The organism is Methylomonas rivi, assembly GCF_024505165.1.
Lineage (GTDB): Bacteria > Pseudomonadota > Gammaproteobacteria > Methylococcales > Methylomonadaceae > Methylomonas > Methylomonas rivi.
In genome coordinates this window covers 1-19,296 of the sequence record NZ_JANIBK010000064.1, presented here as the reverse complement: position 1 = coordinate 19,296, position 19,296 = coordinate 1, and the positions used below count along the sequence as shown (strand labels likewise).

Genomic DNA, 19,296 nt, shown 5'->3' with positions numbered 1-19,296 from the left:
GCAATACCCGCCGCCACGCAGGCGTAAGGATTGGCGCCGGTGCTGGCGGCCAGCCGCACGGTGGAGGTACTGGCGTTCTGTTCGTGGTCGGCGTGCAGGATGAACAACAGGTTCAGGGCCTTGACGAAATCCTGGTCGATATAGTGGTCCTGGTCGATATAGTTTTGCGACGAACGCGAAAACATCATGTTCAAAAAGTTTTCGCAATAGCTCAAGTCCATGCGCGGATACACGAACGGCCTGCCGACCGAGTGGCGGTAGGATGCGGCGGCGATGGTCGGCATTTTGCCTATCATGCGGGTGGCGGCCCGAAGGCGCTGCACCGGATCCTTGATATTCATTTCGCTATGATAGAAGGCGGACAGCGAACCCACCACGCCTACCAGCATGGCCATCGGGTGGGCGTCGTAATGAAAACCGTCGAAGAATTTACGTAGCGATTCGTGAATGATGGCGCGGTCGCTGATCTCCAGATTGAAATCGAACAATTGCTTTTCGTTGGGCAACTCGCCGTGCATCAGCAAATACGCCACTTCGGTGAACTGGCACTGTTCGGCCAGTTGCTCGATAGGATAACCCCGGTACAGCAAGATGCCGTTGTCGCCATCGATATAGGTGATTTTACTGGTGCAGCTGGCCGTGGCGACAAAGCCGGGGTCATGGGTAAAACAGCCCAAGTCCCTATAAAGATTGCGAATCTCAACCGTATCCGCGCCCAGCGTGCTTTTCAAAAGTGGGTATTCGACCTGCTTGCCGGTACCGGTGTGCGTTATCTGCAACGAGTCATTTGCCATGGCGTTATCTCTACATCCTATCTGGTTGTCCAATGGGTAGTGCCTGGATTATCACACAGCACCCGCGTTACTCCAACCTTCCAGGGCCAACTTATCGCTAACTTACTATTTCCGGGGGGGATTTTTTACCAATCTCAAACGTTTGCGCAATGGCTTTCGGTGCCGTGGCGTGGATGTCCGGGGCGGGTTTGCGATGTGGCCGACTATCGTATGGTTAAAGCCTTACAACCCAGGCGACGACTATTTTTTCCTACCCCAGCCACTGCCGGGAATACTCGGCGTAATCATCCTGCTTTAACAGACCGCACTCGTCATTTTGTTTCAAGTACACGGCGGGTAGGGCATATCCGTTGAAACGCTGGGCTTTGATCAGGCTGTAAGCGCCGACATCCGCAAACACCAGTTTATCGCCGACGGCCGGGATGTTATCGAAGCGGTATTCGCCGAAGATATCGCCGGCCAGACAAGTCGATCCGGCTAGAATGGCGGCACGGCCGCCTTGTATGTCTTCATCCAATAACAGCGGCCGGCGCCGGTATTCGAATATCTCCGGGTGATGATTCACCGAGCTGTCCAACACCAGCACGGTTTTACCGTCGCTGTCGAAGCTATCCAACACGGTGGTCAGCAAATAACCGGCGTTACCCACCAGCGCCTTGCCCGGCTCCAGATACACCTGTTCGGCAATGTGGGTTTTCAAATAACGGATGGCTTCTATGATGGGGTTTAGGCCGGCAATCCGGTGGTACAAATAACCGCCGCCCAGATTCAGCCATTTCAGGCCGGATTGCGGCGTCAACAGCGGCTTTAACTCGGTGATGACGGCCTGTAACGGTTGAAAATCGGTTTGGCCGAATACGGTGTGAATGTGCAGGCCTTCGATACCGGCCGGCAAACCTTGTTGCAGCAAGGCTATGTCCACGCCCAATTTGGAATGTTTGCGGCACGGATCGTAACGTTCGTCGTCGGCGAACGACAGTTTCGGATTGACGCGCAGGCCTTTGCTATAACCGGCGCTCGATTCGTGCAAACGCCGATACTGCGGCAAGGAATTGAAACTGATATGCGAGCATAGCCCGCCCAGCTCGGCAAACTCTTCGGGCCTCAGGCCCGGGGTGGTCAAATGCAGACTGCCCTGCCCGCCCAGTACCGCGTTTGCCAAACGGGCTTCGAACAGCGAACTGACGGAAATGCCGTCTACCCGCTGTTTAAGATCGGCCAGTAAAGGCACCAGTGGCAAGGCCTTCATGGAATACAAAATCCGGCAACCGCTGGCTTGTTTGATGCGTTGCAAGGGCTGCAAATTGGCATGCACTTGCGGCATATCCAGAATAAACGCCGGGCTGTGTTCGACCCGGCGCTTCAGTTCGTCGGCACCGGTCATGACGCCCGCCGCTTGCCGGGATAAAGTTTCAGTTCGGTCGCCACCAGATTCATGTAGACATCGTGGCTTTGCATATCGACACGGTTCAGCAATTGCGATTCGTAACCAATACCGGCCAAAACCGTATCCGGCCGTACTTGCGACAACAGCCGGTCGTAATAGCCGGCGCCGTTGCCCAAGCGTCCGCCCAAACGGTCGAAGGCCACGCCGGGCACGATCACCGCGTCCAGCTCCGCCGGGTTGATCCGTTTATCCGCTTCCCGCCAGCGTTCCGGCGGCGGCTCCAGGATATTCCACATGCCGGCTTGCAATTCATCGATAGACTGCAAATGCCATAATCCCAGGCATTTGACGCCCCGCGCATCGGCCGTGCAATAAGGCACCGCAATACGTTTGCCGCCCGCCAGTTGCCCTAATACAGCCGGCAAGGTACGCACCTCGGAACGGCAATGCAGGTACCAAAGTATGGTTTCGGCTTCCGCATACCAAGGCTGCGAAACAACCCGCCGACATATCTCGGCACTGACGATGTCCTTATCGGCTTGCGCATTGCGGGCGGCATAAGCGATTTGCCGCTGTTGCCGTTTATCCATGCTGCTTGCAATGGCGCAGGGCGGTTTCGAGCAAGTCCGGCGCCTCGCTGAGCAGATGCAGGGCGCTTTCTTCCCGGCGCAGCCAGGTGAATTGCCGTTTGGCCAGCTGCCGGGTGGCGGCGATGGCCTTGTCCCGCAGAGTGTCTAAATCGTATTCGCCGTTCAAATACGACCAGGCCTGCCGGTAACCGACGCAACGGATGGACGGCATGCTTTCGTCCAGATCGCCGCGCGCCCGCAAGCCGCGGACTTCGTCCAGAAAACCCCGGGCCAGCATCGATTCGAAGCGCGCGGCAATTTTGGCGTGCAAGGTAGAGCGTTGTTCGGGGGCTACGATCAGTTTGAGGTAAGCAAACGGCTGCTCGGTTTGCTGATCGGCGCCGAAAAAACTCGATAGCGGCCGGCCGCTGATTTCATAGACTTCCAGCGCGCGCTGAATGCGCTGCGGGTCGTTGACATGTATCCGGGCGGCGGCTTGCGGATCGATTTGCGCCAAGCGGGCATGCAAGACTTCCTTGCCCAATTCCGATAGCTCCCGGTCCAGCCGTTGCCTGATGCCGGCGTCGGCCGCGGGCAGTTTGGCCAAACCTTGGGTCAAGGCGCTGAAATACAGCATGGTGCCGCCGACCAATAACGGCAGTTTGCCGCGCCGGGCGATGTCTTCCATCAACGCCAAGGCCCGGGCGCGAAACTGGCCGGTGGAAAACGCTTCGCCGGGATCGAGTATGTCGATCAAATGATGCGGAATGCCGCCGCGTTCGTCCAGGGCGGGCTTGGCGGTGCCGATGTCCATGCCTTTATAGACCAAGGCCGAATCGACGCTGATAATTTCCGCATTCAGGGCTTGCGCCATGGCTATGGACAAGGCGGTTTTGCCGGAGGCGGTCGGCCCCATCAATAAAATAGCGTTAGGTTTGGCTGCTGTCATTTATTGTCCGCGCATAAAAAAACGGTCCAAGTCCTGATGACTGAGCGCCACCCAGGTCGGTCGGCCGTGATTGCATTGGCCGATGCGCTCGGTTTGTTCCATGTCCCGCAACAGGGCATTCATTTCTTCGATACTGAGTTTGCGTTTGGCGCGTACCGAGCCATGGCAAGCCATGGTGGCCAAAATAGCGTTTATGCTTTCCTCGGCTTTCCGGCTAACGCCGTGGGTGGCCAAGTCGGCCAGAATATCGCGCACCAGTTGATCGACATCGGTTTTGGCCAGCAGGGCCGGCGTAGCGCGCAATACCACGGTTTCCGGGCCGGAACGGTTCAGTTCGAAGCCCAAGCCCAGGAAAAACGCATGCTCCTGTTCGGCCAAATCGGCCTCCGCCGCTGTCACCTGAATCTTGATCGGCAACAACAAGGGCTGGGAGACGATGGCGCGGTTATGGTAATGCTGCTTCAGGCGTTCGTAAGTCACCCGCTCATGCGCGGCGTGGGCATCCACCAGGATAATGCCGCCCGCGGTTTCCGCCAGGATGTAAATGTTATGGATATGCGCCAGCGCGAAACCCAGCGGCGGCATGGCCGGGTCGGCCGAATTCGGCTGGGTTTGCGGATAGAGTTTGGCGTAGGCCTGGATTTGGTCGGCCACGTTGGCCGGTATGTTCGGTCGGCCCGGATAACTAAAACCGCGCGCGGGATTGCCGCCGGCAGGTACCTGTGCCGCGGAATCGGGTTTTATGGCCGGCTTGACCCGGCTCTCTACCGAATCCGCCTCTTCCGCCAGACTCAAGGGCAAGGACGCTTGCAGGTTCAAACTAGGCCGGGTTTGGATCGTTGGCGCCGGCACGGTTTGCATCTCGATAGTATGCGCCGGCGTTTGCCCGGGTCTTTGTTCGGCCAGACCGCGGTGCAGGGCCTGAAACAGAAAATCATGCACCATGCGCCCTTCCCTGAAACGTACTTCCAGTTTGGTGGGGTGCGCATTCACATCCACCAGCGCCGGGTCGAGCGTCAAATACAATACGAACACCGGATGCCGGCCGTGGTACAGCACATCCTGATAGGCCTGTTTCACGGCATGCGCCACCAATCTGTCCTTAATCAAACGGCCGTTGACGTAAAAAAACTGCATATCCTGCTGGCTGCGAGAAAAGGTCGGCAAACCCACCCAACCGTGCAAATGCAGGCCGGAGGCGGCATAATCGATTTTGACCGCGTTATCGACAAACGCCGAACCGCAAATCGCCGCGATGCGTTTTTCCTGCTCGGCTTGGGTCGCGGCCGGTTTTAGATGCAGCACCTCGCGCTGGTTATGCTGTAACGAAAAACCCACGTCAAAACGGCTCAGCGCCAATTTTTGAATCAGGCTTTCGATATGGCCGAATTCGGTTTTCTCGGCCTTTAGAAACTTGCGACGGGCTGGGGTGTTGTAAAACAAGTCCCGCACATCCACCGTGGTACCGGGCGGATGCGGATCGGGCTGGGGATCGAAGTTTTTTTCGCTGCCGTCGGCGCTGACTTGCCAGGCGCATTCGGCAGCGGCGGTACGGGAAATCAAGGTCAATCGGGCCACGGAACTGATGCTGGGCAGCGCTTCCCCCCTGAAGCCCATGCTGACCACATGTTCCAGATCGTCCAGCGAGGCAATTTTACTGGTGGCGTGGCGGGACAGCGCCAGCGCCAAGTCGTCCTTGTCGATGCCGCAACCGTTGTCGCGTATCTTGATTTGCTTGACTCCGCCTTGTTCGATATCGACATAAATTTGGCTGGCGCCGGCGTCGAAACAATTTTCCACCAATTCCTTGACCACGGAAGCCGGGCGCTCGACCACTTCGCCGGCGGCGATTTGATTGATCAGTTGAGTGGGTAAAGCATAGATCCGCATCGGCTGCGCTCGAAAAAAAGCGCGTATTTTAGCGGATGACGCCGGCCGGCGCTGAATCAATTCACCGCTGCGGCGGAATTAAAGCTAACTGCTGCGCGGAATTTGCAGCACCTGGCCGACTTTGACCTGGCCATCTTCCATGCCGTTGGCATGCCGCAACTCGCGCATGGAAACCCCGTATTGGCGGGCGATCCCGGACAAGGTGTCGCCGCGGCCGATTACGTGCCGGGTGGCGGAGGCGCCGGCGGTAACCACGCTATCGCTAACCTTTGCGGATACGTCGGTTTTGCCGGCAACCGGTTTGGCGTCCGTTTCCACGGCCGCCAGGCGGAGCGCGGATTTGCCGGATTTTTGCAATTGCGCAAACAAGGTGTTAGCCGGCGCGTATTGTTTAAAATGCGCCATGATGCCGTTAAAGACGGCGGATGCCATTTTATCCTGATAAGCACGGGTATTCAGGCGGCGTTCTTCCTCCGGGTTGGATATGAAAGCGGTTTCTACCAGGATGGAAGGGATGGGCGATTTCAATACCACAAAACCGGCTTTTTGCACATTGGCACGATGCAGATGCCCGGTTGTTTTTACGCTCCTTAACACCTTATTACCGACATGCTGACTGGCTTCCTTGGCGGCTTTATTGGATAAGTCCATCAACACCGACGACAGAATGTCGTCGTGCTCCTCCGCGCCAGCGGCTTTATCGGAAGCGTTTTCGCTATTGGCCAAGTATTGCGCGATTTGACTGGAAGCGCCTTTATTAGCCAAGGTATAGACGGAAGCGCCGTGTGCGCTCGGATCGTCGAACGCATCGGCATGGATGGAAATAAACAAATCGGCCTTGGCGGCTTGGGCAATCCGCACCCGTTCGCGTAATTTCACGAAATAATCGCCGTTACGGATCATCACGGCTTTCATGCCGGGCTGCCGGTTTACCGCGCTTTCCAGACGCTTGGCAATCGCCAGTACCACGTCTTTTTCCTGGGTGCCGTGTCCGCCCTGGGCGCCGACATCCTTGCCGCCGTGCCCGGCATCTATGGCAATCACAATATCCCGCCCTTTGGCCTTGGTTGGTTTGGCAAGTGCCGGAGAAGCCGCGTCAGCGGTTTTTTGTTTTTTGGCGACAACGGCCGCCGGCGCGGCAAGCCGTTCGGCTGGCGCGGTACGGGCGGAAACATCGAATTGCAGTTGTACGCTTTGTCCCTTGCTAACCGCCACGGCGGCGGCGTCGGCGTTTAATTCCATCACCACCCGCAGATCGGATTTATTGCGTATCGCGGAACGTACTCCCAGCACCAGGGGGTGCTCGGCGGGCGGTTGCGGCATGGACTGAGACGCGGCGGTGTTTTCGAAATCCACCACCAAGCGGCTGGGATTTTTCAGCGTGAAGTAGCGATAACGGGGAACGGCATTCAATTCGAACACTACGCCGCCGCCCGGCTGGAAGCTTAAGCCTTCGATTTTAGCGGATGCGGCATGAATCGGCATCGCCAACAAAGACAAACCCATTATCCAGAAAAATTTAACGATCTGTCTCATAAGCCGGCCAACCGAGGAGAAATTAAAAACGTTCTGAGATTATAGCAGCAGGTCTTTGTTTTTCCAGTCAATTATCAACGAATCTTTTAGCGATTCCGCTAGTATGTTGATTTCTATCGATCTTCCGGTGTTTTGGTAATCCAGCGCGATTTCCAAATCGGCCGGCGGTAAATGTCCGGCGCCCATTTGCGGCCATTCGACGCAAACCAAGGCCTGTTGCCGCAAATAATCGTCGATGCCCAGCCATTCCAGTTCTTCCGGGTCTTTGAGCCGATACAAATCGAAATGGAACACGCTACGGTCGCCGAAGCGGTATTCCTCCACCAAACTGTAGGTGGGGCTTTTCACGGCGCCCTTGTGGCCCATCGCCCGCAAAAGCCCGCGCACCAAGGTGGTTTTACCCGCGCCCAAGTCGCCGTATAAATACAGCAGACATTTTGGCGGCAAAACTTTGCCCAATGCCGCCCCTAACAATTCGGTTTCGCCGCTATCGCTTAATTCGATTTTCATTAATTCAAAAGCTCCCTGATTTTCGGCAACAAATCGCCGGCCAACATGCCGCGCTCGCCCTGCGTTGCCGCCATGCCGTCGGCCGCCTCGCCATGCACATGGACAGCCAGTTTTGCAGCATCCGTCAACGTTAAACCCTGCGCCAGCAATGCCCCGGTAACGCCCGCCAATACATCGCCCATGCCGCCGCTAGCCATGCCCGGATTGCCGGTGGTGTTGACCAGAAGGTTGCCGCCATCCGCAATCAGGCTGCCGGCCCCTTTTAACACGCAGACGCCCGCGTACTGATTTTGCAGTTTTTTGACCGCCGCAAAGCGGTCGGCGGCAATATCGTGGGTATTGCAACCCAAAAGGCGCGCCGCTTCGCCGGGATGCGGCGTTAACACCCAGTTCGGCCGGCGGACGGGATGCCGCGCCAATAAATTTAACGCATCGGCATCGGCCACGCAGGGTTTCTCGCTTGCCAGGGCATGGCGAAGCATGTCTTGCGCCCAGCTATCCTGCCCCAGGCCCGGACCGATGACAATCACGCTCGCCCTCTCCAGCAGGGGATGCAGATCGCAGGCGGTTTCCGCCGCGTGGCACATCAATTCGGGCCGGCCGATATTCAACAAATCGGCATGCCCGGCCCGGCTGGCAATGCTGACCAAGCCGGCGCCGCCGAACAATGCGGCTTCGCCGGCCAGGCGGATTGCACCGCTGAATCCGCGGTTACCGCCTATCAACAGCACATGGCCGAAATGGCCTTTATGGGCACTGCGCGGACGGGGCTTTAACACCGGCTTGCTCGATAGATGGGCGGTCGCCGGCAACTGGGCCAACACCGCATCGGGCACATTCAAGCTCGAACAGACGATATCGCCGCAATAATCGCCGGCTTCCCCGGTAAACAGCCCGCATTTCAACGCAATAAAAGTGACGGTGAGATCGGCCTTGACCGCGCAACCCAACACGCAACCGGTATCGGCGTGCAAACCCGACGGCACATCGATGCTCAAGACAGGGCAATCGGCACGGTTGATATGCGAAATCGCATGCGCATATTCCTCGCCGACCGGCCGGCTTAAACCGGTGCCCAGCAAGGCATCGACGATAATACCCGCTGTTTGCGCGCGCGCATCGAACGCCGACACGCGGCCGCCGGCCTGAATAAAGTCCTGGTACACGGTCAGAGCATCGCCCCCAAGCTGGCCGACGGGAACCAGGGTATAAACCGAAACGCCGAAACCGGCCGCCAAGGCCAGTTTAGCCAGCACATAACCGTCGCCGGCATTATTGCCGGCGCCGCAAAACACCGTAATGCGGCTCTGCTCTGGCCAGCGTTGCCGCAAGGCGTTAAATGCCGCCATGCCGGCGCTACGCATTAGTTGCAAGCCCGGCATTTGCAGATTTTGAATGGCGATATGCTCCGCCTCGCGAATCTGCGCTACGCGATACAGCGCTTGTGATGATGTTTGCATGGCGTTGTTGTGTAAAATAACCAGGACACCTTCATTATATTGCAAGCCCGCCATGCGCCCAATCGAAACGCCGGATTTTCAACAGCTTGCCCTACAAATCAAGGCCTGGGGCGCCGAATTGGGCTTTCAGCAAATCGGTATCAGCGATACCGATTTAAGCGCCGCCGAAGATTACCTGCGGCAATGGTTGACGGAAAACAGGCACGGCGAGATGCAATACATGGCCGCGCACGGTTTGAAACGCAGCCGCCCGGCTTTGTTGCAAGCCGGCACCCGCAGCATCATCAGCGCCCGCATGGATTACCTGCCGGAAAACCCTGCCCACAGCCACGCGTTGCTGGATAATCCAGCCGCGGCTTTCGTGTCCCGCTATGCGCTGGGCCGCGATTACCACAAACTGCTGCGCAACCGTTTGCAAAAACTGGCGGATAAAATCGCCGCCGAGATCGGCTCCTTCGGCTACCGGGCTTTTGTCGACAGCGCGCCGGTACTGGAAAAAGCCATCGCCGAAAAAGCCGGTTTAGGCTGGATAGGCAAACACAGCAATCTGATTAACCGCCGCGCCGGCTCCTGGTTTTTTCTGGGGGAAATTTATACCGACCTGCCCTTGCCCACCGATGCCGCCGCCGGCAATCATTGCGGCCAATGCCGGGCCTGTCTGGACATATGCCCCACCCAAGCCATCGTCGCCCCGTATCAAGTCGATGCCCGCCGCTGCGTATCCTATTTAACCATCGAACTACACGGCAGCATTCCGGAAGCATTGCGCCCGCTATTGGGCAACCGAATTTACGGCTGCGACGATTGCCAGTTGATTTGCCCTTGGAACCGTTTTGCCAAACTCAGTGCGGAAACGGATTTCACACCGCGGCACAAACTGGACAACAGTACATTGCTGGAGCTATTCAGTTGGACGGAAAGCGAATTTTTGCAAAAAACCGAAGGCTCGGCGATTCGGCGTATCGGCCATCGGCGTTGGCTGCGCAATATCGCCGTGGCGCTGGGCAATGGCTCGCCGACGGCGGCAAGCAAAACCGCGTTACATGACAAATTGCGGCACGATCACGAATTAGTACGGGAACATGCCGCCTGGGCGCTGCAACGTCTCGATGAAAAGCGCTGATCCGGAAAGCAGTTAAAACGTCTAACATACCCTCTCGCAATTGCCCCGTCAGCCGCCGATTGCGTATGCTTCGTTCAAGCAAACAATCTATTTCCCGGCACAACCGTTCCGGCATACATTGTTTTTTTGCTTTTCCCGTATAATATTCGCCAATTTTCAAGCCTACTCGACCGAGGAAATATGAGCATCACACTGTCCAACCGCGTCAAAGCCGTCAAACCGTCACCGACTTTAGCCATTACGGCCCGGGCTGCCGCCATGCGCGCGGCCGGCAAGGATATTATCGGTTTGGGCGCCGGCGAACCCGACTTCGACACGCCGGAGCATATCAAGGCCTCCGCCATTAAAGCCCTGGACAACGGCTTTACCAAATACACCGCGGTTGACGGCATCCCCAGCTTGAAAAAAGCCATCGCGCAAAAATTTAAAAACGACAACGGCCTGGACTACGAGCTGAAACAAATTTTGGTGTCCAGCGGCGGCAAGCAAAGCTTTTACAATTTGGCCCAAGCCCTGTTGAACCCCGGCGACGAGGTGATCATTCCCGCGCCTTACTGGGTTTCCTACCCGGACATGGTGCTGTTGGCGGACGGCGTGCCTGTCATCGTGGAAGCCGGCCAGTCGCAAAACTTTAAGATTACCCCGGCGCAATTACGTGCGGCGATTACCGATAAAACCCGCTTGTTCGTCATCAACAGCCCGTCCAACCCGACCGGTGCCGCCTACAGCCTGGATGAACTGAAAGCATTGGGCGAGGTGTTGCAGGATTATCCGGACGTGCTGATCGCCACCGACGATATGTACGAACACATCCTGTGGAACAAGGGCGAGTTCGTCAACATTCTGAACGCGCGGCCGGATTTTTACCCGCGCACCATCGTCTTGAACGGCGTCTCCAAGGCCTACTCGATGACGGGCTGGCGGATAGGCTATTGCGCCGGCCCGGCGGATTTGATCGAAGCCATGTGCATCATCCAATCGCAAAGCACATCCAACCCCACCTCGATCTCGCAAGTCGCCGCCGAAACCGCCCTGACAGGCGACCAAAGCTGCATCGATACCATGATGGTGGAGTTTAAAAAGCGCCACGATTTCGTGGTGGCCGAATTGAACCGCATAGACGGTATCGAATGCCTGCCCACCGACGGCACGTTTTACGTCTTCCCCAACGTGGAAAAACTGCTGGGCAGGCTGGACGGCATAGACGACGATCTGCAATTTGCCGAGTATTTGATCGAGAAAGCCGGCGTGGCGCTGGTGCCGGGTTCGGCATTCGGTTGCCCCGGCCACATCCGCATTTCCATAGCCACCAGCATGGCCAATCTGGAAAACGCCTTGGCCCGAATCAAACAGGCGGTTTAATCCCTACAAAGCCAGTAGGCCGGAATAAGCCTGTTCGCGCGTTAAGCGTAGAACGGGCGTTTCTCCGGCATGCCGATTGCCGGAAACGCCCGCCCTTGCTGTCGCCGGGCCGCCCTACTTCGCGATTTATATTATCCGCGGGAACTCGTCAGGTATGCGCGAACGTCCCGAATCCAGCCTAAATCAACAGGCTTTCATCTATCGCCACATATTTGTCGGCGGCCTGTACCAAGGTCTGGGCGGTCAGGCCGGCCACGCCGTAAACTTCCGAACTCACCCGATACCGCTGCCGGACTTTTTCCAACAGCAGCTGAAAGTCGCCGTCGCCCGACAATAAAATCACCGTATCCACCTGTTCGGCCAGCTCCAATACGTCCAGGGTAATCCCGACATCCCAATCGCCCTTGGCGGAACCGTCGCTGCGCTGAATATAGGGTTTGAGTTTGACCTGAAAACCGATGTCCTTGAGGATTTGCTGAAAACCGCGCTGCTTGGCATCGCCTCTTTCAATCGCGTAGGCATAGGCCGCCACGACCATGCGGTTGGCGGCGGCCTGTTGCCAAAACGCGCTGTAATTGAAATGTTTTTGGTAGCGATGCCGGCAGGTGTAATAAATATTTTGCACATCGGCAAAAATCGCTACCTTTTGCATGCCGGCGTTATTTTAAAAACGAGCAGCAATAATCGCTGGCGGTTTTGACTTTCATCGTGAACGCGGCATTGCCCGGCACGTTGAAAGACTCGCCTCCCTTGATGGTTTGCCAGTCGCAACCGGGCAATTGCACGTCCAGCTCGCCCGCCAAAATTTCCATCAACTCCGGGTCGGCGGTATTGAAGGTATATTCGCCCGGTTGCATGAAACCCAGGGTCTTTTTGCTGCCGTCGGCAAACAATACGGTGCGGCTATTCACTTTGCCGTCGAAATATACGTTGGCTTGTTTGACGATGGTGACGTTTTTAAATTCTGACATGGCGCCTATCTGCTGCTGAAAAAAGGGGCGCATGATAGCAGATCGGGCGATTTTTTTAAGCACAAAAAGCCGCGGCGCGGTTTCTTGGTGGTGGTGGCTGTATAAGGTTTCCACGGAAAATTGCGCGGCATCGAGCCGTTCCAGCCAAGCCGCCAAGCAGCGGGTCTCTTCATCGCCGCCCGCATGGCCGGGATAGGCCAGCACTGTAATGACGCCCGGCGCGGCCAATAATCGGCAAGCGGCGGCGATGGCCCGTAGCGTGGTTTGAGTCTGCGTGATAATGCATTTGTCCGCGCCCGGCAAATAGCCCAGATTGAACATGACCGCTTTAATTCCGCCGTGTAGCGGATTCGGAATGTGCCGAGCCATTTCGGCATGACTGACTTCAAACAACGTCACCCATGCCTCCAAGCCCTGCTGTTGCAAGCGTTGCCGGGTTGCCCGCAGGGCTTGGGTTTGTACATCGAAACCATGGACGTGCCCGGTAGCGCCCACGGTTTCGGCCAGAAAAGCGGTGTCGTGGCCATTGCCCACGGTGGCATCGATGGCCGCATCGCCGCTTTGCAGGTATTCCTTGACAATGCCGTGAGCGGTTTCAGGCAGAGAAATGCGTTTCATAATAACGTTGAATGTTGGCGGTTACCGGCAGCAATGCTTGTTGCCGCAAGGCGGCGGCGAATAGTTCCGCATGCCAGGGAATGGCCAGACTGCCCTTGGCGCCGAATCCGTTGAAAATATGCAGATTGGCGTGCCGCGGGTGCGAACCGATAAAGGGCTGTTTATCGAGCGTGGCCGGCCTGATGCCGGCCTGCTGCGACAGGATTTCGACGGGCTTTAGAGCCGGCATCGCCCCGGACAAACCTTGCAGCAAAACCTGCCGGGCACGCTCTGAAGGCCGGGTATCGACCAAGCCGGGCTCGAATGTCGCCCCCAGTTTAAACTGTTGGGCAGCGGTCGGAATCAGCCAATGGCCGAAATTGATAATGTGCTCGGGAGATTCCGCCGGGCCGCGGCAGTTTAGGATTTCGCCCTTGGCCGGCTGAAAGGGCAAGCCGCCGAACCAGGGGTTTTGCCGGCCGAGATGGCCTTCGCAAAAGACGATATGGCGGGGGGTAAATTCTCGCCAGGTCAATTGGGGTTGCAAAACCAGCGCGTCATAATCGAATTGCATGTGCCGGTAACTGGCGGTGGCGATGAAATAATCCCGCAACCGCGACAACAACAAGCCGGTTTTTAAATACCCGGTCCGCGCTTGCAGCAAAGCGCCATAAGGGGCCTGGACGGCAGCCTGGGCAGCCGGGCAAGCCGTTAAAAATGGCCGGTAATCGGCCTGGCTTAAACGTTGCTCGGCATATTGCCGCTCGCGGGCATTTTTTAACAGCCGCAGCATGGGCAAGGGAACAAAAAAATGCTGCTGGAAGGCGTCGGACAGCCGCCGGTAACAGTGCATGGCCGAGGGCAACAGGTCATTAATATCCGCGCTTTTAACCAAACGTTGTCCGGTTACCGGATTGATTAGGCCGGCGGCGACTTGGGAGGCATTTTCACTACCGTTGTCTATCACCATCACCCGCAGGTTGCGCCGCATCAACGCCCAAGCCAGCAAACTGCCCGCCAGCCCCTGGCCGACAATCAAAACCTCAATCGGCATGCTTGAGCGTCAACGCCTCGGCGGTAAACGCAATGCCGGCCCAACCGTCGCGCAGGAAATTGCGGATATTTTGATGGTCGGTACCGTCGGGGTTCTCCAGCACATCCTTGCGGTAGTAATCGCCGAACAAGGCCAGCGTCTGCGCCTGATCCAGGCCGTTCAATTCGGCAAAGGCAAAGATCTTGCACGAGCCCTCGTTCTGCCCCGCCGCATTAACCAAGGGCTGCCGGATACCGTTGCTGAATTGGCACGGCCGATAATTGTAATGCTCGGCTATGACAGCCATGGTTTCTTTAAAATCAACGGCCTGCCCGGAAATGACCCGGCCGATAAAATCTTTTAATTTCATTAAAAATACCTAATGCTTTTGCTAATTAAATTCAGTGTCATATAATGTCGGCGTGATAATCGGCCTGTTTCCCGGACGGTAAGGCTTATTATAAAACCCGCGATCAACTGTAACGGCTTTAAAAATCTTGTTACATTTCACCTATACACTATGGGTTTTTCCATGCCGTATTGTAAAGAGCGTGCGGATTACAATTTCACAATTCATAAAGGAATACGTTTTGAAACAGCAACTTATAATTTTTTTAATTTTTGCATTCGTTGCCTGTAACACTTTTGCCCAAACAGAATTCCCGCTTAGCCCCACAGACCTTCCGCAAGCCCAGCCGGCGCAACCGGCAGCCAAAACCGACGTTATCGCCCTTAAGGATCCCGAAATACTGGCCACGTACCTGCTGGCCCCGGGCGATGCCGTCGAAGTCACGGTTTGGAAGGAAGAAGGCCTGCAGCAACAGCAATTTTTGATCGGCCCCGACGGCAATATCGTTTACCCCCTGGTCGGCACCATTACCGCGGCCGGCAGGACCATCAACGATCTTAAAGAACTTCTGGCCGTCAAATTGGCCGATTATATTGCCGACCCTTCCGTTAGCGTCAAGTTATTGAATAATCAGGGCAACGCCATTTTCGTGATCGGCAAAGTCAACAAACCCGGCCAAGTATTTGCAGGCAGACGCATCGACGTGTTGCAAGCCTTGAGTTTGGCCGGCGGCCTGACCGTGTTCGCCAGTGAAGGCAACATCAATATTCAACGCCGGGTCGGCAATGAAATCAAAGTGTTTCCTTTCGATTACGGCAACGTCATGGACGGTGAAGACTTGGAACAAAACATTCTGCTGGAACCCGGAGACACTATCACCGTACCTTAAGGACAAGGTAGATAGCGTTTTTACTGATGAAATTCAAGACGAAGCGGTTGCTTCCCGTCCTGGTTGTGTTTAGCCATAACTGCCACGCATTAGACTGGCTGTTCGAACCGAACTTCGGAGCATCCGAGCGTTACACGGACAACCTGCGCATGCAGATCGAACCGATAAGGGACAATCTGATCACCCGGTTATCGCCCGGCGTTTTACTGGGTTATATGGCCGAAAACCATGCCTTAAACGCCGACTTCAAATGGAACGAACTGATTTATCACGGCGAATCGGAGCTGGACTTTTCGGAGAAAATCGCCGACATCAGTCAGAAATATACCGGCGAACGCTTTGCGGCCGGCTTGTCGGCCCGGTATGCGGAACAATCCACCATCAACACTCAGCTGGATTTGGACGGCTCGGGCGATTTACAAGTCCAGATCCCGAAAACCACGCGTTCCGTGGCGCCCAATATCACCTATAATTTGACCGAAAGAGATGCGCTGCAATTCAGCTATAACTATACCGACGTCGGCTTCACGAAGTCGCCGGGCCTGAATTTAAGCCGGAACTTTTCCGACTACACCAACCAGCAGTTTTCTTCCTCCCTGATGCATACGTTCTCGGAGCGGCTGTCGGTCAATCTGAGCGGAGCCTATGTCGAATTCAGTTCGTCGGGGGAGAACCCCACAGTCAGCAATCCGTTTCCGACCACGTCAAGTTTTAGCCAGAAATCGTCCACCCTCAATTATCAGGCGGGCGTGCAATACAGCTTCGATGAGCGCACCCGTTTCAGCGTTTCCGCCGGTATTCGCGACACGGATACCGAAAGAACCTCACGGCAAACTATCGATTTTCTGGGCTTATTGCCAAATAGTACGACCACATCCGTCCAATCGTCCAAATCGAGCGGCAACGTCTTTTCCGCGAATTTCGATCATAAATTCGATTGGGGCAGCCTGGATATCAGCGCCGGCAGGCAATTAACCCCCGCCAGTACCGGCGGGCAAAGAAACACCACCAACTTTTCCGCCAGCTTGAAATACAATCTAGCCGAACGCTGGACAAGCGGCATTACCGCCACCTATTTGCTGTCGGAATCAGCGACCACAACCGCGGGCGACACTACCAACAACAACCGTACCTACATCACGCTATCGCCCAATATCCGCTGGCGCTGGACGCCGGAAATCAATCTCGAGCTTTCATACATCTATCGCCAGCAGGAATTCGAATCCTTGAATCAAACCTCGGTAGGCAATAACTTGCAGCTACAATTCTCTTACCAACCACAAATCAATCGCCAGGTGAAATAACGTGGAAAATCAAACTCCCGACATTAAAGACTATCTGAAGATCGTCAAAAAACGCCGCAGATTTTTAATCATTCCACTGGCTATCATCCTACTGCTTAGCATCGTCCTGGCCGTGGCGCTGCCCTCCGTATACCGGTCGACGGCAACTATTTTGATCGAGGAGCAGGAAATTCCGTCCGAACTGGTCAAATCCACCGTCACCACCTTTGCCGACCAGCGTATTCAAATTATCAGCCAGCGGATAATGTCGCGCTCCAACTTGGTGGACATCATCAAAAAGTACGATTTATATGCGAGCGACCGCAAGTCCAAAACCGAAGAAGTCATTTTGGAAAAAATGCGCGATAGCATTAAAGTCGAAACCATCAGCGCCGACGTTATCGACCCCAGAAGCGGCCATCCCACTAAAGCCACCATCGCCTTCTCGCTGGCCTTCGATGACGAGTCGCCCGCGCTCTCGCAAAAAGTCACCAATGAATTGACCTCCTTATTTTTGAAGGAAAACATTAAATCCAGAACGGAATCGGCGGAAAATGCCGCCTTGTTTTTAAGCGAGGAAGCCCGTCGCCTGAAAGACAAAATTCAACAGTTACAAGCCAAACTGGCCAGTTTTAAAGAACAGAACCTGCAACAATTGCCGGAAGTCAATCAATTAAACCAACAAGAGTTGACCTCGCTGACCAACCAGCTGATGAGTCTGGACACCCAGGAACGCAACGCCCTGGACCGGCGCTTTTATCTGGAAGGCCAACTGGCGCAAATCGATCCGAATGCCCTGGCCACCAATGCGGCGGGCAACCGGGTATTCGATATGAAAGACCGCCTGAAAGAGCTGCAGTCGCAATATCCCTCCCTGTTGGCGCGTTACTCCGATAACCATCCGGATGTGATTAAAACCAAACGCGAAATCGAGTCATTGCAAAAAGAGATAGGCGCCAATATCGATTTGAATAAACTGAATGCCGAATTGACCGAGAAAAAGGCCGAATTGGCGCTGTTGCTCAAGCAATATTCAGACCGGCATCCCGACGTGGTCAAACTGCAAAAACAAATTTCCTCCTTGCAGCAAGCGCTGGTCGAAGCCAGTCAAAACAATTATTCCAATGTCGCCATAGAACCGGACAATCCGGCTTACATTACGCTTAAATCCCAACTGGAAGCGGCGAATTCGGACATCAAATCGATAGACGTTACCCGCAGCAAACTCAGAACGCGGATTGAGGAATTGCGTACCAACCTCATGCAATCGCCCCTGGTGGAAAAAGATTACATGGATTTGGTGCAAGAACTGAACAATACCAACCAGCGTTATCAGGAAGTCAGCTCACGGGAAATGGAAGCCCAAATCTCGCAACAACTGGAAATCGAAAAGAAAGGCGAACGCTTCACCTTGATCGATCCGCCGCAAGAACCTCTGGAACCGGTCAGCCCCAACCGCATGGCTATTTTATTCCTGGGCTTCGTGCTGGCGATTGCCGGCGGCTTCGGCACGGTGGCACTGGCGGAAATGATGGACGCCAGCATACACAGCGAGAAAGCTATCGCCAATATCTTGGGCGTGGCGCCGCTGGCCACCATTCCTTATCTGGAAAGCCGGTCGGAAAAACAAAAATATCGAACCCAGCGCCGAGCGCTCCTGCTAGGCGCCTTGATAACCGCCCTAGTCGCCACCTTGATTTTCCACTTCCTGTTCATGCCGCTGGATGTATTTTGGTACAAATTACTCCGCGTGGCAGGCGGCTTATAACTTATCGGGATTAGCCATGAATACCATTCAAACACTAGCAGACAAGACCTCCCAAGCCGGGGCCGACGAGTCCAACCTGGACGGCATCAATATCGCCTACAGCCAAACCCGGGTACATACGCCCAACAGCCAGCTGCTCAAGGAAAACCGGATTATTTCGGGCTTTACGCCGGGGCCGTGGCTGGAGGCCTACCGAATGCTGCGTACCCGCTGCTTGCAAAGCATGGACGCCATGGAGTGGAAAACCCTGGCCATTACCAGTACCAGCGGTAAAACCGGCAACAGCCTGACGGCCGCCAATCTGGCCATCAGTATTGCCATGGAACTGGACAGAACGGCTTTATTGGTGGACGCCAACTTTTTGAACCCGGCCATCGCCAAATTGTTCGGCATCCAGACCGATACCGGTCTCAGCGATTACCTGTTGCACGACAAGGAAATCAGTTCGATGCTGATCAATCCCGGCATCGACCGTTTGGTGGTTTTGCCGGCCGGTAAACCGCTGTTTAACTCGACCGAAATGCTGCGCTCGCCGAAAATGGTGCGGTTGGTCAATGAATTGAAAAGCCGCTACCCTTCCCGCGCCATTATTTTCGATATGCCGCCTATTTTGTCGCACGACGATACCTTGGGCTTTTCGCCTTATGTGGATTGCGTGTTGCTGGTGGTTGAGGAAGGCAGGACAAAAAGCGACGAGTTAAAACACGCCGCCAGTTTATTGAAGGATATTAATGTATTGGGCACTGTATTCAATAAATCGACCGACCATACAATCCCTTTCCACGACTGAAGCGGTTTCGGGCTTTGCCGCAACCGGCGGCAAAGC

Annotated in this window: 18 protein-coding genes and 1 pseudogene; 6 read left to right on the top strand and 13 right to left on the bottom strand. The window is 55.5% G+C overall.

Features of this window, described 5'->3' with window-relative positions:
* From NP596_RS12525 to NP596_RS12490, 8 genes are all read right to left on the bottom strand, one after another.
* The coding region (locus NP596_RS12525) for a citrate/2-methylcitrate synthase (protein ID WP_305891763.1) at nt 1–794 on the bottom strand (794 nt) is incomplete at its 3' end.
* Nucleotides 795–1,044: 250 nt separating this feature from the next.
* Nucleotides 1,045–2,178 carry a type III PLP-dependent enzyme domain-containing protein gene (locus NP596_RS12520; RefSeq protein ID WP_256615699.1) on the bottom strand — a complete coding sequence of 378 codons (1,134 nt, stop codon included), beginning with the start codon at nt 2,176–2,178 and terminating at the stop codon, nt 1,045–1,047.
* On the bottom strand, nt 2,175–2,771 hold the full coding sequence (locus tag NP596_RS12515) for a 5-formyltetrahydrofolate cyclo-ligase (protein WP_256615698.1): 597 nt from the start codon (nt 2,769–2,771) through the stop codon (nt 2,175–2,177). The genes NP596_RS12520 and NP596_RS12515 overlap by 4 nt, the downstream gene beginning before the upstream one ends.
* Nucleotides 2,764–3,699, bottom strand: coding sequence for a tRNA (adenosine(37)-N6)-dimethylallyltransferase MiaA (miaA, locus tag NP596_RS12510; protein ID WP_256615697.1), 936 nt, complete (start codon nt 3,697–3,699; stop codon nt 2,764–2,766). Before miaA ends, NP596_RS12515 begins: the two co-directional genes overlap by 8 nt.
* On the bottom strand, nt 3,700–5,589 hold the full coding sequence (gene mutL / locus NP596_RS12505; RefSeq protein ID WP_256615696.1) for a DNA mismatch repair endonuclease MutL: 1,890 nt from the start codon (nt 5,587–5,589) through the stop codon (nt 3,700–3,702).
* An 84-nt stretch (nt 5,590–5,673) separates the two neighbouring features.
* Nucleotides 5,674–7,125, bottom strand: a complete 1,452-nt coding sequence (locus NP596_RS12500; protein WP_256615695.1) for an N-acetylmuramoyl-L-alanine amidase — start codon at nt 7,123–7,125, stop codon at nt 5,674–5,676.
* 39 nt (nt 7,126–7,164) lie between these two features.
* The gene (gene tsaE / locus NP596_RS12495) at nt 7,165–7,635 is read right to left on the bottom strand and encodes a tRNA (adenosine(37)-N6)-threonylcarbamoyltransferase complex ATPase subunit type 1 TsaE (RefSeq protein WP_256615694.1); all 471 of its coding nucleotides are present in this window, start codon (nt 7,633–7,635) and stop codon (nt 7,165–7,167) included.
* The gene (locus tag NP596_RS12490; RefSeq protein WP_256615693.1) at nt 7,635–9,095 is read right to left on the bottom strand and encodes an NAD(P)H-hydrate dehydratase; all 1,461 of its coding nucleotides are present in this window, start codon (nt 9,093–9,095) and stop codon (nt 7,635–7,637) included. Before NP596_RS12490 ends, tsaE begins: the two co-directional genes overlap by 1 nt.
* 52 nt (nt 9,096–9,147) lie before the next feature.
* Between NP596_RS12490 and queG the strand changes: the two genes are divergently transcribed.
* Both queG and NP596_RS12480 read left to right on the top strand, forming a co-directional pair.
* Nucleotides 9,148–10,218: a tRNA epoxyqueuosine(34) reductase QueG gene (gene queG / locus NP596_RS12485; RefSeq protein ID WP_256615692.1), complete on the top strand. Its 1,071-nt coding sequence runs from the start codon at nt 9,148–9,150 to the stop codon at nt 10,216–10,218.
* A gap of 180 nt (nt 10,219–10,398) precedes the next feature.
* A complete protein-coding gene (locus NP596_RS12480; protein WP_256615691.1) occupies nt 10,399–11,580 on the top strand; it encodes a pyridoxal phosphate-dependent aminotransferase in 1,182 nt (393 codons plus the stop codon).
* 178 nt (nt 11,581–11,758) lie between these two features.
* On the opposite strand, the gene NP596_RS12475 is transcribed toward NP596_RS12480, so the two are convergent.
* The 5 genes and pseudogenes from NP596_RS12475 to NP596_RS12455 form a co-directional block, all read right to left on the bottom strand.
* Nucleotides 11,759–12,232 (bottom strand): LabA-like NYN domain-containing protein, encoded by a 474-nt coding sequence (locus NP596_RS12475; RefSeq protein ID WP_256615690.1) that lies wholly within the window; start codon nt 12,230–12,232, stop codon nt 11,759–11,761.
* A gap of 7 nt (nt 12,233–12,239) precedes the next feature.
* The gene (gene ppnP / locus NP596_RS12470; RefSeq protein WP_256615700.1) at nt 12,240–12,551 is read right to left on the bottom strand and encodes a pyrimidine/purine nucleoside phosphorylase; all 312 of its coding nucleotides are present in this window, start codon (nt 12,549–12,551) and stop codon (nt 12,240–12,242) included.
* 63 nt (nt 12,552–12,614) lie between these two features.
* Nucleotides 12,615–13,169 (bottom strand): annotated as a pseudogene (mnmM, locus tag NP596_RS12465) (tRNA 5-(aminomethyl)-2-thiouridylate-methyltransferase MnmM); the annotation flags it as partial.
* The gene (locus NP596_RS12460) at nt 13,147–14,202 is read right to left on the bottom strand and encodes an NAD(P)/FAD-dependent oxidoreductase (RefSeq protein ID WP_256615689.1); all 1,056 of its coding nucleotides are present in this window, start codon (nt 14,200–14,202) and stop codon (nt 13,147–13,149) included. The pseudogene mnmM and the gene NP596_RS12460, both read right to left, overlap by 23 nt.
* Complete coding sequence (locus NP596_RS12455; protein ID WP_256615688.1) at nt 14,192–14,551, bottom strand: HopJ type III effector protein; 360 nt, start codon at nt 14,549–14,551, stop codon at nt 14,192–14,194. The genes NP596_RS12460 and NP596_RS12455 overlap by 11 nt, the downstream gene beginning before the upstream one ends.
* Before the next feature lie 220 nt (nt 14,552–14,771).
* Here NP596_RS12455 and NP596_RS12450 point away from each other — a divergent pair, with 220 nt between their 5' ends.
* Genes NP596_RS12450 through NP596_RS12435 form a run of 4 tightly spaced genes read left to right on the top strand, consistent with a single transcriptional unit; the run spans nt 14,772 to nt 19,260 of the window.
* Nucleotides 14,772–15,419, top strand: coding sequence for a polysaccharide biosynthesis/export family protein (locus NP596_RS12450; RefSeq protein ID WP_256615687.1), 648 nt, complete (start codon nt 14,772–14,774; stop codon nt 15,417–15,419).
* A gap of 26 nt (nt 15,420–15,445) precedes the next feature.
* Entirely contained in the window at nt 15,446–16,723 is a 1,278-nt protein-coding gene (locus tag NP596_RS12445) for a porin family protein (protein ID WP_256615686.1), read from the top strand.
* Nucleotide 16,724: 1 nt separating this feature from the next.
* Nucleotides 16,725–18,470, top strand: a complete 1,746-nt coding sequence (locus NP596_RS12440) for a lipopolysaccharide biosynthesis protein (RefSeq protein ID WP_256615685.1) — start codon at nt 16,725–16,727, stop codon at nt 18,468–18,470.
* 16 nt (nt 18,471–18,486) lie between these two features.
* A complete protein-coding gene (locus NP596_RS12435) occupies nt 18,487–19,260 on the top strand; it encodes a CpsD/CapB family tyrosine-protein kinase (protein WP_256615684.1) in 774 nt (257 codons plus the stop codon).
* Nucleotides 19,261–19,296 lie beyond the last annotated feature (36 nt).